Source organism: Caloramator sp. CAR-1 (assembly GCF_030546345.1).
GTDB classification, from domain to species: Bacteria; Bacillota; Clostridia; order Clostridiales; family Caloramatoraceae; genus Caloramator; species Caloramator australicus.
Map to the genome: position 1 here is coordinate 24,657 of NZ_JAUONW010000026.1, position 17,408 is coordinate 42,064.

Below are 17,408 nucleotides of genomic sequence, written 5' to 3' on the forward strand. Positions count from 1 at the left end.
ATCACCCCTAAGAATATCATAATACAAATTCTACTTCTTTTGAATTATCTTCACAAAATCTACACATTAGCAACATAATGTCATCAAAAATAGAGCCTATAATAAAACCATAAGATAAATCAAGGAGGTTGATTTTATGAAGATGAAAAAATTTTTGGTGGCACTTGCCGCTACAACTTTAATCGGCTCAACAGCCCTTGCCTTTGCTGCATCAAGACCAGTTGATATCGTGTCTAAACTTACTGGAAAGAGCACTGACGCTTTATATCAAGAAAGGCTTTCAGGAAAGACATACGGCACTATTGCAAAGGAAGCTGGAAAGCTTGATGAGTTTAAATCAGAAATGTTAAAGGTAAAAAAGGAAATTCTTGATGCAAAAGTAAAATCAGGCGTTTTAACACAGGCTCAAGCTGATGAAATTTATAATGCTATAAAAAATAATCAAGCTACATGTGACGGAAGCGGCAATGCGAAAATAGGACAAAAATACGGTGTAGGATTCGGTCAAGGAATGGGAATTGGGCAAGGTAGAGGTCAAGGAAAGGGCTTAAGAAATGGTTTAGGCAAAGGTGCAGGATTGGGATACAGATTAAATCAAAATACAAGCAAGTAATAAAGATACCATAGAATATTAGGCTACCTCAAATTCAGGGTAGCCTAATATTTTATACATAATTCTATTAATTTTTCCTAATTTGTGCATTATAATATATATAAAATACATTAGGAGTGATTTTAATGGGTGAAGCAGCGAAAAAACAAGAAAAGTTCAAATACAAAGACTATTTAACATGGAAGGACGATTTTAGATGGGAAATTATAAATGGTATTGCCTATTGTATGGCACCTTCCCCATCAAGCCTTCATCAGCTAATTTCCGGTAGAATTTTCGGATATATATTTAACTATTTAATTGATAAAGAATGCCTTGTTTTTGCTGCTCCTTTTGATGTAAGAATTCCTTTAAACAATGAAAGGGATGAAGATATAGAAAATGTCGTTCAGCCTGATATATCAGTTATTTGCGATAAATCCAAAATCGATAAACGCGGCTGCCTTGGTATCCCTGATATGATAGTGGAAATATTATCTCCTGCAACAAAGAAAATAGACCTGCAGGATAAATACTTCTTATATGAAAAAGCAGGAGTAAAGGAATACTGGATAGTAGATCCTATAAATAAAACCGTATTTGCCCACATATTAGGTGAAGATAAATCCTTTAAAAAAGCATCCTACTATACATCTACTGATAAAATAAGGGTGAGCATATTTGAGGATTTAGTAATAGATTTAGAAAAGATATTCGCAGGAATTGAGGATATAGAATATTAATTATGCCAGGCAATATTACCTGGCATAATTATTCTTAATAAAATCTATCGCTTCCTCCCTTGTTCTTATATTGCCTAAGAAGACCTCCTCATGTAGGGCGTCTAAGACTTCTCCAACAAATCTTCCCTTTTGGCCTGTAAGTTTTATTACATCCTCCCCCGATACCAGTTTTTTAGGAAGCTCCTTCTTTTTATAGAGCCTGTCGATTAATTCCATACAAAAGTTAAAATATCTTTCCCTTTCACCACTTTCATCTAATAAAAGTCTTGTTGCAGTAACATCAAAGAGGGAGGCCAATATGACATCAAGGGTATTATTTTCAAAATCCCTAATGAGCTTATAAAGGGCCCTATCGGTTGCCCCCACTTTAAAAAGTCCAAGTATCCTCATATGGCCCTTTATCACGGCTGTAATAAGACTTCTTTGCTCTTTAGAAAAATTATATCTTTTATCTATATCCTGAAACTCCTCATAACCCGTTACATCGTGTCCCTTAAAGGTTATCTTTTCCCCTTCCTTCTTATAAGCCTTAGGTTTTCCAATATCATGCAGTAGGGTTGCAAGCTTTAATACGGTTTTTCTTTTTACTCCTGACATATCCTCTTCTAAATGCCTTTTTATATCTTCACCATGCTTTGTTTTTAAAACATTATCAATCATATCCTCAAAGGTTTTTAAAGAGAACATAGAATGGGTAAAGGAGTCAACGGTATGGTATTTACATTTGCCAACCAGCTTCATCCTTTTAAATACAGGAAATATTTCAGATAAAAGTGAAACTTCATCAAGCTCCCTTAATATCTGATAAGACTTTTCGCCATCTAATATTTTAAATATTTCATCCCTAATTCTTTCGCCGGAAACCTCATTTATCCTCTTATAGTTTTTCTTTATAAGATTTAACGTATTCTCTTCGATCTTAAAATTGAGTTTTGCCTTTAATCTAAAGGCCCTTAACATCCTTAACGGATCATCTAAAAGGGCATCAGGGTAAACAACCTTAATTATTCCATCCTTTAAGTCCTTAATACCTCCTAAAATATCTATTATCTTATCATCCTTTAAACTTTTTGCAATGGCATTTATCGTAAAATCCCTTTTTTTAAGGTCCTCTTCTATTGTTTTCCCCTTCATCCTGCAAAAATCTATCGTAAAATCGCCTATTACAACCCTTGCAACATCCTCATGCATCAAAAATACGTGCCCACCCTTTTCCTTTGAAAACTCCTCAGCAAGGGATAAAAAATCCTTATCTACAGCAATATCTATGTCAGATAACTTATATCCTAAAATTATATCCCTAACTGCCCCACCTACTAAAAAAGCTTTTACATCCTTTTCCTTTAAAAAATCATAAACTTCTCCAATTATATTCATATTCAACCTCCTACTTTAAAATTGTAGACATACCATTTCCATGAGACTAACTTTTCAAGAGCCCCGTGAATGGATTTCAAAAGAGCATCTCTCATAAGCTCTAGCAATTCTTGCTTTTCGACTTTTCAAAAGTCCGTAATTCTGCACACGGACGTGCAGAGCCGAATGGCCGACATGGAGGTCGGCTCATGAGGGTAGGACTTTTGAAAACAAAGAAAAGCTTAGAATTGCTTAGCGAAATGAGCGAATGCCTGGGAAATCCTTCACGGGGCTAAACCAAGTAACTTTTATAGTATTGCTATTTTTTATCCATATAAAATGCTCCAAAGGGTGAATTTTTAACTTCAACGTATCCCTTTTCAACTAGTTTATCAAGGATTATTTTAAAGGCTTCAACGTTGGGTGCTAAATCACTTCCAACTTCACTTAAAACTCTAGTAAGGTCAGCCGGTGATATAGGAAAATGTCTTTTTATCTTATTATAAGCATCTTCATATTTCTTATTCAAAGCCTCATCCAGCTCATCAAAGGGGTTTTCACCATGGCAGGTTGTTGTTATAGCCATTCTAAACCTTATTGGAATAGTTCTTCCCATTATTGCAGAGGATACAAAGGCATCCCCCGAAGTTAAATATGGCAAACGCTTTGCCTCTTCGCTTGTTATATCAGTTTCCTCTTTAATAATATCTATATCTGAAGCCCTTACCGTTCTAAATACTATCTTTGTATTAAGCTGTGCCGTTATAGTCTCATCCAAAAGAGCTGGCCTTTGGGTGGCAAGGATTAAAAATACACCGTATTTTCTTCCCTCTTGAGCGATTTCTTTTATAATTGACTTTGAAGGCGTTTCATAGCCTTTAGGTGCAAAATTGTGGCTCTCGTCAAAGGCAAGGATAAAGGGTGGGAAAAAGTCCGCAGCCTCTCCTTTTTGCTTTGCATCCCTGTATTCTCTTCTTTTATAATAAAGGGTGCTTATAAGGTATGTGGAAAATACATTTAAAAGCTTTATAGGGCCTTGAACTACTATTGTCTTTCCGTTTAAAAGTCCATTTTCCACATCCTTAATATCCCTTGTAAATAGACCATCCCTGTAGAGCCTTTGAAGCCTCCATAAAACTCCGTTTAAAGATTGGGCTGGAACTGTTTTATATTCGCTAAAAACCTCCAGCATTTCCTCATACCTTCTAACGTCCTCATCATCACCCCTTGACTTAGCATCCTCAAGGAGCCTGTTTATCTTCGCTTCATTTCCTATTTCAAAGGCCTCCTTTAAAAGGGACAATCTTCTTTCGAAGGAAAAATAGGTATCCTTAAACTTGTGCATCCTTTCTATTACGCTGGACATAGCCTCCGTTAAAGTTCCTGCCGCAGCAGCTGAAATTAAATTTATAAGGTCCCTTGTTGAAAGGTCTTGGAATTTTACCCCAATATCGCTTCCTATCTGCAAGCATAAAAACTTATCATTAAAATCGAAGGAATACTTAGAGTGAAGATCGCTTTTTTTAGAAAAGTCCATCTCATAATGGGGGTCTAAAACAACCGTTGGGATATTAAGCTTCATAATCTCCTCTAAAATAACCCTCATTCCAAAGCTCTTTCCTGAGCCTGAACCTCCAAATATCCCTATATGGGGATACTGATTCATGGATTTTATATCGAATATAAAGGGGACGCCATTTTGATTTGTAATTTTCCCATTCTCCAAAGTGCAAAAAAGGTCCTCAAGGTCTTCATCTATTGTATCTAAAAGCTCCTCCGTGCTTTTTATAACCCCTAACACAAGCCCACTATCCTTGCACTTTACAAGAAGGTCCTTTACCTCATTGAATTTTGGAAATCTTACCTTGCTTCCCGTTGTTACAGGATACATGGCCTCCTGGATTAGCCTTACCTTTGCTATGTAGATAGTATTTTCATCTATCTCGTAGCCTAAATTCTTTAGGGAAGCTAAAATATTACCATCCGCCATTTCCCCGTTTATATTAAGGGGAACGAACTTGTTATAGGATGTTGTTTCAACAACCTCTCCCCTTAAGGTTCCCTGAAGCTTATCCTCTATAATCAAAATTTGATTTATCTTAAAGGGTTTGTCCTTAGATACAACAAAAACCTCCTGCTGATTTGTAATTCCTGCAACCTGCATAGTAAACCTCCTTATCTTTTATTTCTCTTTGGATTAAAAAACCTCTCCCTTATATCTCTGTCTATATACGTCTCAACCAAAGCCTTTACCATGTCATCGGTAACCTTAACATCCTTATCAACTATATCAAGCCAAAGGGGGATTCCCCTCCCATCCCTTGGGGTTAGTGTATATAAAAGATCCAAATACTTAACTGCCTCTTCAAACTGCTCCTCTAAAAAGTCAAGCCCTATAACCTGTGGATCCTTTGAAAACCTTCCATAAAGAGTTTTAATTCCCTTTTGAGTTTTTTCCGTTTTAATCTCTGTAATCTCTAGGACTTCCCCTTCATTTAAAAGTCCAAATAAAACCTCTCTATCATAAACAACAGAAGAAAAACTTAATCTTTCCCTTATCTTTTCTGCTATATCCTTTGTCTTAACCTCCTCCGCAACTCCAATAAGGATTTTCCCTTTTTTTATTGCCTTTTCCTTTAAATCCTGCCACTCTATTGGACAATCTATCCCATAGTGCATTAAGGAACCATCCAAAAGGATTATATCCGACTTAAAATTTTCCACTGCATAGGAGGCAGCCTCAAGCTCTAGCCTTGACATTCTTGATCTTCTTCTTTGTTCGTCTTTAAGTTGGCCGTCCTCATCTTCAAATAAAGGGGCATAAACATCCTGAAGAAAATAACTTTCATTTAATGTGGATTTTGCAAGGGCTTGGACTATCGATATGTAATGGGGATAAAGTCCACCAAAGTTATTTATAGAACCATCAACACCTATTATTCCAAAACCTTTAGTTACTTTCTTTATATCTTCATCCGACAATCTTTTTAACTTAAACTTATTGCTAAAATCATTTATAATGGATTCAACTTCCCTCTTGCTTACCCTTTCAACTTGTCCTTTTAGCCTTTCATTTATCTCTGAAAGTTTTACTTTAAAGCCTTCAAACATAATACCACCTCAATATAATTATACCAAAACTAAAATTTTAAAAAATGTTAAGTTATTCCTATTTTGTTCAAAAAATAACTTTTAATTTTTAGTAAAAATTTCTTTTACTCTATTGACTAATAATGGGAATGCTGTTATTATTTAATTAGAAAGTGTCGAATATTGTTGATAGGAGGAGAAAAAATGAAGTCAACAGGTGTTGTAAGAAAAGTAGACGAGCTTGGTAGAATAGTTATTCCAATCGAACTTAGAAGAACATTAGAAATAGGAGAAAAGGACGCCCTTGAAATCTATGTAGATGGAGAACATATTATATTAAAGAAATATCAACCAGCTTGCATCTTCTGCGGAGACGCAAGGGATGTTATAAACTACAAGGGCAAAAACATTTGCAAAAATTGTTTAGAAGAATTAAAAGCAGACAAGTAATCCCCTTTTATTTGGCATGCAGCAAGCCCCCCAAATATGCTGCATGCCTTTTTGATTATAAGTCAAGGACCCTTCTGTAAACCTCCGACTTTGATAATCCCCTCTCCTTTGCCACCCTTTTTATTGCATCCATTTTAGAAAGTCCATCCTCCATATATAATTTAACCTGCTCTTCTATGGATATTTCCTTTAAACTTTCCTCTTGCCTTTTTTTAGCCTCTTCCTTTGAAAGCCCTTCCATTACAAGAACAAATTCTCCTAAAGGCTTTTTTTCTTTAAATATTTCAATGGCCTCACTTAAAGTGCATCTTATTATTTCTTCATATTTTTTAGTAAGTTCCCTGCAAAGGGCGATCCTTCTATCTCCAAAGGTTTTATAAAGATCCTCCAAAGTCCTTATTAATTTATGGGGTGCTTCATAAAAAATTATAGTCCTCTCCTCGTTTAAAAGAGCATTAAGTCTTTCTTTTCTCCCCTTTTTATCTACCGGCAAAAAGCCCTCAAATACAAATCTTGATGTATTAAGTCCAGACACCACAAGACCATAAACAAAGGCAGTTGGCCCAGGAATTAAGGAAACCTTTATATCCTTTTCAATGGCCATTTTGACAAGGGCCTCACCTGGATCAGATACTCCAGGCGTTCCTGCATCCGTAACAAGGGCCATATTTTCGCCTTCAAGAACTCTTTTTATAATCTTTTCTCCGCTTTCGTATTTGTTGTGTTCATGATAGCTTATAAGGGGCTTTTTTATGCCAAAATGGTTAAGCAGTTTCAGGGTCTGCCTTGTATCCTCCGCTGCTATAAAATCAACTTCCTTTAAAACTTCAAGAGCCCTTAGTGTAATATCGCCTAAATTCCCAATAGGAGTTGCAACAAGATAAATCTCCCCCGACATCTTTCGACCTCCTTTTTAAGTGCCTGGCACTTAAGATTTAAGATTTTATCCCGTAAATCTTTAAAATTTCTTCGGTGTAGTTTCCTTTATCATCATATACGTATAAGGGTGCCTCGATCTTTAAAAAATCTCCACCAGCTTTAACTGCTTCAATTAAAACCATCGTTGGTGGTTTGTTAAAACTTGGATGAACAAACCTTATCCTCTTTGGAGTAAACTTATTATTATGAAGGCTTAATATTATGTCCTTTAGCCTCTCAGGGCGGTGAATCATATAAAGTCTTCCATATCCCTTTAAAAGTCTTGATGCAGAAAAAATAACCTCATCAAGATTTACAAGTATCTCATGGCGGGATATCGCCTTTTTATCCTCCGGATTTGTAAGACCTGTTGATGATTTTTTATAAGGAGGATTTGTAACAACAACATCAAAGGAATTAACCCCAAGTGCATTAAAGCAGTCCTTAATATCCCCTTCAAATATTTCTATTTTATCTGAAAGATTATTTAACTCAACGCTTCTTCTTGCCATATCGGCAACTTCCCTTTGAATTTCAACCCCTATTATTTTGCTAGGCTTATATTTCCCATGCATTAAAAGAGGGATAATCCCTGTTCCTGTTCCAAGATCAACAACCCTCTCCTTATGCCTTGCCTTTGCAAAATCCGATAAAAGAACCGCATCTATACCAAAGCAGAACCAACTAGGGTTTTGAATTATCTTTAGGCCCTCAAGCTGTAAATCATCTATTCTTTCTCCATCCTTTAACATTCTATCACCTCAAGTGCCTGCCTCTTGACATTTTGACTTTTTGACATTTTCAAATTTTTCCATTAACTTAAATAACTTAATAATATTTTTTTAACATAAAAAGCCCCACCTGTAAAGTGGAGCCTAATTTTACTTATTCAATGTAGAATCTATTAAATCTTTTAGCGTTCCCTCATCCATGTATCCAACATGCTGGTTTATTATTTCAAAGTTTCTGTCGATTATAAAGGTGGTTGGAATACCTCGAACGCCATAGATATTAGCAACATTCCCATCAAAGTCCATAAGGGGAACTATGTTATAGGAATTAGCCTTTAAAAAGCTCTCTACTGTTTTGTTATCCTCTCCAATATCCACAAAAACAAACTCAACATCCTTACCCTTATATTCATCCACCATCTTTACAAACCCGGGAAGTTCTGCTTTGCATGGCGGGCACCATGTTGCAAAGAAGTTTAAAACTATTACCTTCCCCTTATAATCAGAGAGCTTTATAGTTTTGCCATTAAGGTTTTCAAGGGAAAAATCTGAGGCAAAGTTTCCCTCAGTTTTTATTGTATCTTCATTTGTAATGGTATTGTCTTCAGTCTGTTTTTGTGGTTTATATAGCTTAAAGCTAATTCCAATAGCAACTATAAGAATGATTATTATACTAATGAGAATGGTCTTTCTATTCATAATCACAACCTCCATAGAAAACTCGATAATCTTTCAAAGTATCCCGTAAAGAGCATAATGCCTGTTGTTATCATTATTATCCCCGCAACTATTTTAACATATTTTACTTTTTTCATTAATACACCAGTTTTTATATTAAACCTTTGAATTAAATAGGCCATAATTATAAAGGGAACTGCAATTCCTAAAGAATAAACTAAAAGCAAAACCATACCATATATAAGCGAACTTTTGCTGGCAGCAATGGCAAGGACTGATGCCAAAATTGGTCCTATACAGGGTGTCCATCCAAAGGCAAGACCCACGCCCAGCAAAAATCCCTTTAAAAATCCCTCTCCTTTAAAATTAAACTCAAATTTTCTTTCCATCATCAAAAAACTTGACTTAATTATATCTAGGTAAAAAAGTCCCATTATAATTATTAAAATTCCTAAGGTTTTATTAAATGCTTCCCTATGGGATAATAAAAATTTACCTATACCACTTGCAGTGGCGCCTAAAAGGACAAAAATTACAGTAAAACCTAATATAAAGGAGAAAGAATTTCTAAGTATCCTTCTTTCCTTAGCCTCCCCCGAAAGATAGGCAAGATATACAGGAAGCAAAGGCAAAAAACATGGGGATAAAAATGAAGCAACACCTTCTAAAAATACTATTCCAAATGTTATATCTCGCATTGTATTCCTCCTTCCCCCGGTGGGGTATATAAATATTGTAAAATAATTTTGTTAATTTTACAACCCCCTATTCCAAATATTATCTATTCTTATTTTGTTTAATTTATTGTATAATAAAATTAGACTGACATGGGCATATAATATAGCTTATATTAAAATATTGTATATAAAAATTAAGTGCCTATCACCTAAAGGAGGATTTTTATGAAAAAGGTCGCAATAGTATTCAACGGTGGAACCATATCTATGAAGGTTGACCCAAGGATAAAGGCAGCTGTCCCAACCCTTTCGGCAGAAGAAATCCTTGCTATGGTAACTGGAATTGAAGGTTATGCAGAGATTGAGCCCCATACCTTTTCAAATCTTCCAGGTCCCCATATGACTCCCGAAAAGATGCTTGAGCTTTCAAAGTTTATAAAAAATCTTTTAGATAGGGAGGATATTACAGGTGTTGTAGTAACCCATGGGACGGATTCACTAGAAGAGACAGCATACTTTTTAGATCTTACCTTAAACTCTGAAAAACCTGTTATTGTAACTGGTGCCATGAGAAATAGCTCTGAGCTTGGATACGATGGGCCACATAATCTTGCAGCCTCCATTTGCACGGCTATATCAGAGGAAGCTAAAGGAAGAGGAGTTTTAGTATGCTTTAACAGCGAGCTACTATTAGCAAGCGAAGTTACAAAGGCAAATTCCATGAGTTTAAACGCATTCCAATCACCAAATTTAGGACCAATAGGAATCGTAGACAGCAATAAAGTAATATTTTATAGAAATACAAAGAAAAGCCAATATATCGATATTGAAAATGTAAATGCAAAGGTTGAACTTATAAAGGCAGTAACAGGAATGGACTCCTCCTACATCGATTATTGTATTGAAAGGGGAATTGATGGGCTTGTAATAGAAGGCATGGGAAGGGGTAACGTCCCCCCACTAATGGTTGATGGAATAAAAAGAGCAATAGATAGAAACATCCCCGTAGTCGTAGTATCAAGGTGCTTCCAGGGAAGGGTTTTAGATTCTTATGGATATGTAGGTGGTGGAAAAAATTTAAGAAACATCGGAGTAATATTCGGTGATAACCTTCCCGGGCAAAAGGCACGAATTAAGCTAATAGTTGCACTTTCTAAAACTAGAAATTTAGAGGAAATTAAAAAAATATTTGAAATGGAACTTTATTAGGCTGTTTACAATTAAACAGCCTTTTTTATTTCCATTTTCTTCATGAATAGAAATATTCTATATCTTGCATAGAAAAAACGAATAACAAATCAAGAAATTCTTGTAAATTCAGAGCTTGTCCGTATTGTTAAAGTTATAACAATTTTTAGAATTTTATAAATTTTGAATTATTTTTATTGATATTATTCATTCCATATGTTAAAATTTTAATATCAAACTAAAGTAAAGAGGGGGTTTTTGAATGAATCTAGCACAATTTGTCGACTTCCTAAACGGTCTTGTATGGAGTAAGGCACTTATCTATCTTTGTCTTCTAGTTGGACTTTACTTCTCACTCAGAATGAGATTCTTCCAGGTAAGACATATCAAAGACATGGTTAAGTATCTTCTTGGCGGTCAAGACTCCGAAAGAGGTGTAACTTCCTTCCAAGCCTTTGCAATGGCAGTTGCAGGACGTGTTGGGACAGGTAATATAGCCGGTGTTGCAACGGCAATTGCAATGGGTGGTCCTGGTGCAGTTTTCTGGATGTGGGCTATCGCCTTCCTCGGTGCAGGTTCAGCTTACGTTGAATCGGTTCTTGCACAGATTTATAAGGAAGAAAGAGACGGACAATACAGAGGAGGCCCTGCATATTATATTGAAAAGGGACTTAAGATGAAATGGTATGCAGTTTTATTTGCTGCATCAACGGTTATAGCCTGTGGTCTATTACTGCCAGGTGTCCAAGCTTATAACATCGGTGAAAGTATAAATAACGCCTTTGGTATTAAGCCATATATAACTGGTATTGTTGTAATTACTCTTCTTGGACTTATTATATTCGGTGGTGTAAAGAGAATCGGTAAAGCTGCAGAAGTTATAGTTCCATTTATGGCTATTGGTTATATAATAGTTTCATTAATTATTGTAATCGTAAACATCAATCAGCTTCCAAGCGTTTTAGCTTTAATATTCAAAAATGCCTTTGGTCTTGATGCTGCCTTTGGTGGTCTTTTGGGTTCAGCTATATCTTGGGGAGTAAAAAGAGGTGTATACTCCAACGAAGCAGGTCAAGGAACAGGCCCTATGGCAGCTGCAGCTGCAGAAGTTTCACACCCTGCAAAACAAGGTTTAGTTCAAGCATTTTCAGTTTATGTTGATACCTTATTCGTATGTTCAGCAACTGCATTTATGATCCTTATAACTGGAAAATACAACGTTCATAAGCCAGGTGGCGGTTTCTTCGTTGAAAACTTACCAGGTGTTCAATACGGACCTGCCTTTACTCAAAAGGCCGTTGAGACTCTCTTCCCATCCTTTGGTGCAGCATTTGTTGCAATTGCTCTATTCTTCTTTGCCTTCACAACACTTATGGCATACTACTACTATTCAGAAACAAGCCTTGCATACCTTATAAACGATGAAAAGCTTAGAAAAACTTTGATCAATGTATTAAGAGTAGTTCTTTTAGCATCAGCCTTCTATGGAACTATAAGAACAGCATCCTTTGCTTGGGCCCTTGGTGACCTTGGTGTTGGTATAATGGCTTGGCTCAACATCATTGCAATAATAATACTCCAAAAGCCAGCCCTTGCAACATTAAAGGATTATGAAGAACAAAAGGCAAAGGGGCTTGATCCAGTATTTGAACCTGAAAAATGGGGCATTGAAGGTGCTGATATTTGGAAGGATATAAAGAAAAAATATGTAAAATAAAGGGTGAGTCCATCACCCTTTATTTTTATTCTTTTTTTGGTATAATTAACTTAAGGGGTGAGTTGCATGGGCGATAAAGCCAGAATTTACGAATACGTATCCTATGAAGAATTTGAAAAAATACAAAATGAGAATCCAAATAAATTGGAATATGATAATGGTTATATATATCTTATGACTCCTGTTCACCCTAATCATGATAGAGTAAAAAATAAAATTGCAAGTGAACTAATAAAATTTTTAGGATTTGAATCCTGCGATGTTTTTACAAGCGACGTTGCAGTTGTATTCGAAAGTAACGAAGAAAAATATGAATTTCAACCCGATGTCATGGTTTGTTGTGACGACAAATTTCAAGGTTCAAAATACAAGGGAATACCAAAATTAATAATAGAGATTCTATCCTATGCCACTGAATACAGAGACAAAGGCCTAAAGTTGAAGATATATGAAAAATTCAACGTTCCTGAATATTGGATAGTCGACATAAGGGAAGAGCAAATTATAGTTTATAGCACAAATACAAACGGAAAATATTTATCTTCAAATATTTATACAAAAAATATGATTGTTAAATCATCATTAGGAATTAATATAAATGTTAACGATATATTCAGCGTTATAAAATAAACTGTTTTCTGGCACTATATATTGATATCATCAATATATAGTGCTATTTTTATTGCCTTTTATAAAATAGCTAATATTTGTTAATAATAAAAAATATGTAGGAAAGGAGCTGATGAAGATGGATGGATTTTTCAAAAAAGTAGGGGATGAGATTTGGTTTGAAGAAGTAGACAGGGATAGCTTAAAGATTTCCTACAAAGTCAAAGATATACTTTACTCTAAAAGATCAAAATTCCAAGACATATATATAGTTAACTCCTATGATTTTGGTAAAATGCTTGTAATAGATGGCGTGGTTCAGACAACCGAAAGGGATGGCTTCATATACAACGAAATGATCTCCCATGTTCCCCTTAGCATGCATGAAAATCCAAAAAATGTTCTTATAATAGGGGGAGGCGACTTAGGGGCAGCCTTTGAGGCGACTAAATATCCTGTTGAAAGAATTGATGTTGTTGAAATAGATGAAGATGTTGTAAAAGCATCCTTAGAATATCTCAAGGAAATTTCAAAGGATTTAAAGGATGAAAGAGTTAACTTTATATTTGAAGACGGTGCAAAGTTTGTAAGGGAAAAGGAAAATGAATATGACATAATAATCGTAGACTCATCGGACCCAATTGGCCCTGCTGAAGTTTTATTTAGCGAAAATTTTTATAGGGATGTTTACAATGCCCTCAAGGAAGATGGAATAATGGCCTGCCAAAGCGAATCTCCTATTTTGTATCCTGATATTTTTAGGGCAACATATAAAAAATTAAAAAACATATTCCCTATAGTTAAAATCTCCATCGCAACAGTTCCAACTTATCCCGGAGGATTTTGGAGCTTTACGATCGGTTCAAAAAAATATGATAAGATAAATAAAGTTAATGATATAGATACAAAATATGTCTCAAAAGAAATATTAGAATCCTCCTTTAATATTCCAAAATTTGTTCAGAATATCATAAAATAAAACGGTGCCTGGCACCGTTTTTAAAATTTTGCTAAAATTTTGTTATTGACTATTCACCTCTTTTCATAGATAATTAACTTATCAATATTTATGCATCAAATGTATAAAGGGGGGTCTTATTATGAGCAATGCTAAAAAATTAGGACTTTGGACTTTGGTTATGCTTACCTTCGTTCCAACCTTTGGATTTGGTAACATAACTACCAACGCTGTTGCACTTGGACCTGCTGCGATTCCATCATGGGTATTGGTATCATTGTTATTCTTCTTCCCATTATCAATTATGATGGCAGAACTTGCATCAGCAAACCAAGATAAGGAAGGCGGAATTTATACTTGGATTGAGAGCGTTCTTGGTCCAAAGTGGGCCTTCATTGGAACATGGTCCTACTTCGTTGCTAATTTATTTTATCTACAAATGGTTTTTGCAAGGATACCAGTTTCAACTTCATGGGCAATATTTGGTGAAAACAGATTCAATGACCAAAACGCATATCTTCTTCCTTACTTGAGCGTTATTCTTGCAATAATACTAACTTATATCGCAACAACAGGAGTTAAGAAGTTCTCAAAGCTTGCTGACTTTGGTGGAAAATTCACTATTGCAGCAACAGTAGTATTTATTCTCTTTGCCTTTGTTGGGCTTTTGGTTGGTAAACCCTCAGCAACTCAATTTACAGTTGAAAACACCATTCCAAAGTTTGATACAGGCTATTTTGCAACCTTCTCATGGCTTCTTTTTGCTGTTGCCGGTGCTGAAGTTGCAGGAACTTATATTAAAGACGTTGATAATCCAAAGAAGACATTCCCAAAGGCAGTTATCATCGCAACTGTTCTTATAGCTTTAGCTTACGTTATAGGTTCTGTTGCTGTATGCCTTGTTATATCACCTGAAGCTCTTCAAGAGGCTAACCTTAAGAACGCAGGTTATGTGGTATATCAGACACTTGCACAAAACTTTGGAATAAACGGCAAGATTGTAGTTCAAATATATGCAGCTATCCTTACTATAACATCTATCGCTGCATATATTGTATGGATTGAATCACCAATTAGGGCTATGTTTGCTGAAGTTCCAGAGGGAACCTTCCCAAAATTCTTAACTGAAAAGGATGAAAACGGAACATTAAAGAAGGCTCTTTGGGCTCAATGTGCCCTTGTTATCATAATGATTATAGTCCCACTATTAGGACTTGACTCAATCGATGCCTTCTTTAGAATATTAACTGACCTTTCATCGTTATCGCTTGTTGTTCCTTATATAGTTTTAATTGCAGCGTATATAGTATTTAGATTAAAAGGTAAAGAAGCTCCATTTACATTCTTTAAGTCCAACACAACGGCTATGATTTTCTCATGGATAGCTCTTATCTTAAGCATTGCAGGATTCTTCGGTGCAGGACTTGACTATGTAATGGGATCAGAAACTACAAAGGAAGCTGCAATCCTAATCTTTAAGACCTATGGTGGTCCTGTAATCCTAATAATTTTAGGATATGTATTAGTATTCTTTACAAGACTTGCTAATAAAAACGCTTCAAAAACTCAATCTATGTAATAAAAACTCCTCTAGGTGTCCTAGAGGAGTTTTTTAGCTTACGGCTTGCTGCTTTATCTTTTCTATGGCATTTTTAAATTGAGGAACTAAGGATATTAAAAGGCAAAGTAAAAGATCCGGCCCTAAATAACTTATGTTATAAACAATTGAATACCATAGCGGGTTCATCCCCTCCGGTGCATAGCTTGCAAAGAAAATAGCCCCAGATATTATATGAAAAATCATCCTTGAAATTCCACCTATTATTAAAGCTATGCTAAAGTTTTTTCTATAAAGTCCTGCAAGCCCAAGGGCAGCAAAGGCAAGGGGATAATCTACTATAACCTGTGCCCAATGAACTATATACTGGTCTTGAATAAACTGCAATATTCCATAGGCAGCACCAGCAATAAGTCCATCCTTATAGCCAAAAATATAAGCAAAAAGCATTATTGGAATCATGCTGCCTAGGGTTATTGTCCCTCCCTGGGGCATCTGCAGAAATTTAATATAGGATAAAACAAAGGACATGGCAATTAAAAGGCTTGCATAGGTAAGTTTCTTTGCCGACATCTTTTCCTTGGATCTTGACATAGCTAGTCCAATACCTACCAAGATAATAATTAAAACCCAAGAAGTCAATGTTATTTTTGAAATGCTTTTAAAGATGTTTAAAAATTGCATAAAAAAACCTCCTTTTAGCCGACGCAAAAGGAGTTAGGCTTCGCTTCCCTTCGCTGGCATTACCCAGTTCAGGTTCTAAGGGTCGAAGGCTATGCCTTCCTCTCAGCACGTGGCTCCCCTAGCGATCGGCAAATTTTTATTCAGTTAATTATATGATACACTTTAAAATTATATACGTCAATCATTCTTTGTCATAAAAATCTAGAAAGGAATACTTTTGTCCTCCCTTTTGCCAACCTATTATGCTATCTAGATTTACGTTTTGAGCTGCCTTAAATATCGACTTTTCAACGTCTTCAAAGTCCTTTTTAAGGTTATTTATAAGCTCTTTAATTTCATATCTCTTATTTCCTATTTTCTTAGCAGCCACCATGCAGGCACAATTTAAAGGCCATATTCCTGCGTATTTTGTAAACTGCTCTATATAACGCTCTTCAATATAATACATAGGCCTTATAAGTTCCATCCCTTCAAAGTTTTGTGCCTTTAATTTAGGCATCATGGTTTTAAAATTCCCTGAGTATAAAACGTTTAAAAGGATTGTTTCAATAACATCATTATAATGGTGACCTAAGGCAAGCTTGTTACACCCAATCTCCTTGGCCTTATTATATAAAGCTCCCCTTCTCATCCTTGCACACATGTAACAAGGATAGTCCTTGGCAATTCTGTCTACAACTTCAAATATCTTCCCATCGAATATGTGGGCAGGAATGTTTAAATAATTTAAATTATCTATAAGAAGCTTTTTAATATCGGGATGGTATCCTGGGTCCATAACTATAAACTCAACTTCAAACTTTGCCTTTGAATGGTTTTTAAATTCCTGAAAGAGCTTTGCCATAAGAAGGCTATCTTTACCCCCTGATATCGCAACCGCAACCTTATCTCCATCCTTTATAAGTTGAAAATCCTTAATTGCCCTTACAAAGGGTGAATAGATTTTGTGCCTAAATTTTGTTATTATGGCCCTTTCTATTTCGGCTAAGGGTTTTCTTTCTGATTCTGGAATTAAAACAGGGCAATTGCTCTGAATGCTATTCATATAATCACCTCAACTACTTCGTATCTATCTTTAGCTTTTCCTTCTAGGCATTCTTTTATATATTATATTACATTATATCCTCCTTTCAAATATATTTTTGTGATATACTTCGATAGTGTCAAGATATTGTAGGTTAATTTTTATAGACAACCCCTTAAATTAGCTAGTTTCAAGGCGTTTGTTAAATTTAAAAAACTTAAATTATATTTTCATATTTTATTGATTTTAATATCCTGTAAATTGGCGTTACTTTCCCTATGTTCAATATCGTTATATTATTCATAACTTCACGTGAAGATTTATTTATCTTTCTTATCGCTTCTTTTATTTTCTTCTTACTTACCTTGAAGGCTTTTTCATCTTCCTTAAACACACTTATTTCCCTTAAATTTCCTCCATTCTTGCTAAATACCC

Annotated in this window: 17 protein-coding genes, 1 pseudogene and 1 riboswitch; of the genes and pseudogenes, 8 read left to right on the forward strand and 10 right to left on the reverse strand. The window is 35.3% G+C overall.

Going from position 1 to position 17,408, the window contains the following annotated elements; genetic code table 11:
- The first annotated feature begins 136 nt into the window (after nucleotides 1–136).
- Together Q3V94_RS07915 and Q3V94_RS07920 are read left to right on the forward strand one after the other, a co-directional pair.
- Nucleotides 137–613 carry a DUF2680 domain-containing protein gene (locus Q3V94_RS07915; protein ID WP_303526683.1) on the forward strand — a complete coding sequence of 159 codons (477 nt, stop codon included), beginning with the start codon at nucleotides 137–139 and terminating at the stop codon, nucleotides 611–613.
- A 125-nt stretch (nucleotides 614–738) separates the two neighbouring features.
- Nucleotides 739–1,335 (forward strand): Uma2 family endonuclease, encoded by a 597-nt coding sequence (locus Q3V94_RS07920; protein WP_303526684.1) that lies wholly within the window; start codon nucleotides 739–741, stop codon nucleotides 1,333–1,335.
- Nucleotides 1,336–1,350: 15 nt separating this feature from the next.
- Here Q3V94_RS07920 and Q3V94_RS07925 read toward each other — a convergent pair whose 3' ends face one another.
- The 3 genes from Q3V94_RS07925 to Q3V94_RS07935 form a co-directional block, all read right to left on the reverse strand.
- Entirely contained in the window at nucleotides 1,351–2,712 is a 1,362-nt protein-coding gene (locus tag Q3V94_RS07925; protein ID WP_303526687.1) for a CCA tRNA nucleotidyltransferase, read from the reverse strand.
- A gap of 298 nt (nucleotides 2,713–3,010) precedes the next feature.
- The gene (locus Q3V94_RS07930) at nucleotides 3,011–4,855 is read right to left on the reverse strand and encodes an ATP-binding protein (RefSeq protein WP_303526689.1); all 1,845 of its coding nucleotides are present in this window, start codon (nucleotides 4,853–4,855) and stop codon (nucleotides 3,011–3,013) included.
- Nucleotides 4,856–4,866: 11 nt separating this feature from the next.
- Nucleotides 4,867–5,802: a DNA double-strand break repair nuclease NurA gene (locus Q3V94_RS07935; RefSeq protein ID WP_303526690.1), complete on the reverse strand. Its 936-nt coding sequence runs from the start codon at nucleotides 5,800–5,802 to the stop codon at nucleotides 4,867–4,869.
- A 183-nt stretch (nucleotides 5,803–5,985) separates the two neighbouring features.
- Here Q3V94_RS07935 and Q3V94_RS07940 point away from each other — a divergent pair, with 183 nt between their 5' ends.
- Complete coding sequence (locus Q3V94_RS07940; protein ID WP_008907687.1) at nucleotides 5,986–6,231, forward strand: AbrB/MazE/SpoVT family DNA-binding domain-containing protein; 246 nt, start codon at nucleotides 5,986–5,988, stop codon at nucleotides 6,229–6,231.
- A 55-nt stretch (nucleotides 6,232–6,286) separates the two neighbouring features.
- Here the strand turns inward: Q3V94_RS07940 and rsmI are convergent, their stop codons facing one another.
- From rsmI to Q3V94_RS07960, 4 genes are all read right to left on the reverse strand, one after another.
- Nucleotides 6,287–7,129, reverse strand: coding sequence for a 16S rRNA (cytidine(1402)-2'-O)-methyltransferase (gene rsmI, locus Q3V94_RS07945; protein WP_303526692.1), 843 nt, complete (start codon nucleotides 7,127–7,129; stop codon nucleotides 6,287–6,289).
- A gap of 37 nt (nucleotides 7,130–7,166) precedes the next feature.
- The gene (locus Q3V94_RS07950) at nucleotides 7,167–7,901 is read right to left on the reverse strand and encodes a tRNA1(Val) (adenine(37)-N6)-methyltransferase (RefSeq protein ID WP_008907689.1); all 735 of its coding nucleotides are present in this window, start codon (nucleotides 7,899–7,901) and stop codon (nucleotides 7,167–7,169) included.
- 129 nt (nucleotides 7,902–8,030) lie between these two features.
- On the reverse strand, nucleotides 8,031–8,594 hold the full coding sequence (locus tag Q3V94_RS07955; protein ID WP_083852753.1) for a TlpA disulfide reductase family protein: 564 nt from the start codon (nucleotides 8,592–8,594) through the stop codon (nucleotides 8,031–8,033).
- Complete coding sequence (locus tag Q3V94_RS07960; RefSeq protein ID WP_008907691.1) at nucleotides 8,582–9,256, reverse strand: cytochrome c biogenesis CcdA family protein; 675 nt, start codon at nucleotides 9,254–9,256, stop codon at nucleotides 8,582–8,584. The genes Q3V94_RS07955 and Q3V94_RS07960 overlap by 13 nt, the downstream gene beginning before the upstream one ends.
- A 204-nt stretch (nucleotides 9,257–9,460) precedes the next feature.
- Between Q3V94_RS07960 and Q3V94_RS07965 the strand changes: the two genes are divergently transcribed.
- The 5 genes from Q3V94_RS07965 (at nucleotide 9,461) to Q3V94_RS07985 (ending at nucleotide 15,286) form a co-directional block, all read left to right on the forward strand.
- A complete protein-coding gene (locus Q3V94_RS07965) occupies nucleotides 9,461–10,444 on the forward strand; it encodes an asparaginase (RefSeq protein WP_008907692.1) in 984 nt (327 codons plus the stop codon).
- A 241-nt stretch (nucleotides 10,445–10,685) separates the two neighbouring features.
- Nucleotides 10,686–12,140 (forward strand): sodium:alanine symporter family protein, encoded by a 1,455-nt coding sequence (locus Q3V94_RS07970; RefSeq protein ID WP_008907693.1) that lies wholly within the window; start codon nucleotides 10,686–10,688, stop codon nucleotides 12,138–12,140.
- 66 nt (nucleotides 12,141–12,206) lie between these two features.
- Nucleotides 12,207–12,770: a Uma2 family endonuclease gene (locus Q3V94_RS07975; RefSeq protein WP_008907694.1), complete on the forward strand. Its 564-nt coding sequence runs from the start codon at nucleotides 12,207–12,209 to the stop codon at nucleotides 12,768–12,770.
- Nucleotides 12,771–12,882: 112 nt separating this feature from the next.
- Nucleotides 12,883–13,728: a polyamine aminopropyltransferase gene (gene speE / locus Q3V94_RS07980; RefSeq protein WP_368506511.1), complete on the forward strand. Its 846-nt coding sequence runs from the start codon at nucleotides 12,883–12,885 to the stop codon at nucleotides 13,726–13,728.
- A 121-nt stretch (nucleotides 13,729–13,849) separates the two neighbouring features.
- Nucleotides 13,850–15,286 carry an amino acid permease gene (locus tag Q3V94_RS07985; RefSeq protein WP_303526694.1) on the forward strand — a complete coding sequence of 479 codons (1,437 nt, stop codon included), beginning with the start codon at nucleotides 13,850–13,852 and terminating at the stop codon, nucleotides 15,284–15,286.
- Between the two features lie 33 nt (nucleotides 15,287–15,319).
- Here Q3V94_RS07985 and thiT read toward each other — a convergent pair whose 3' ends face one another.
- The 3 genes and pseudogenes from thiT to Q3V94_RS08000 form a co-directional block, all read right to left on the reverse strand.
- Complete coding sequence (thiT, locus tag Q3V94_RS07990) at nucleotides 15,320–15,949, reverse strand: energy-coupled thiamine transporter ThiT (protein WP_274766519.1); 630 nt, start codon at nucleotides 15,947–15,949, stop codon at nucleotides 15,320–15,322.
- A gap of 28 nt (nucleotides 15,950–15,977) precedes the next feature.
- Nucleotides 15,978–16,079: riboswitch (TPP riboswitch) on the reverse strand.
- A gap of 51 nt (nucleotides 16,080–16,130) precedes the next feature.
- On the reverse strand, nucleotides 16,131–16,994 hold the full coding sequence (locus Q3V94_RS07995; RefSeq protein WP_303526699.1) for an ATP-binding protein: 864 nt from the start codon (nucleotides 16,992–16,994) through the stop codon (nucleotides 16,131–16,133).
- 196 nt (nucleotides 16,995–17,190) lie between these two features.
- Nucleotides 17,191–17,408, reverse strand: a pseudogene (locus tag Q3V94_RS08000) (UPF0236 family protein); the annotation flags it as partial.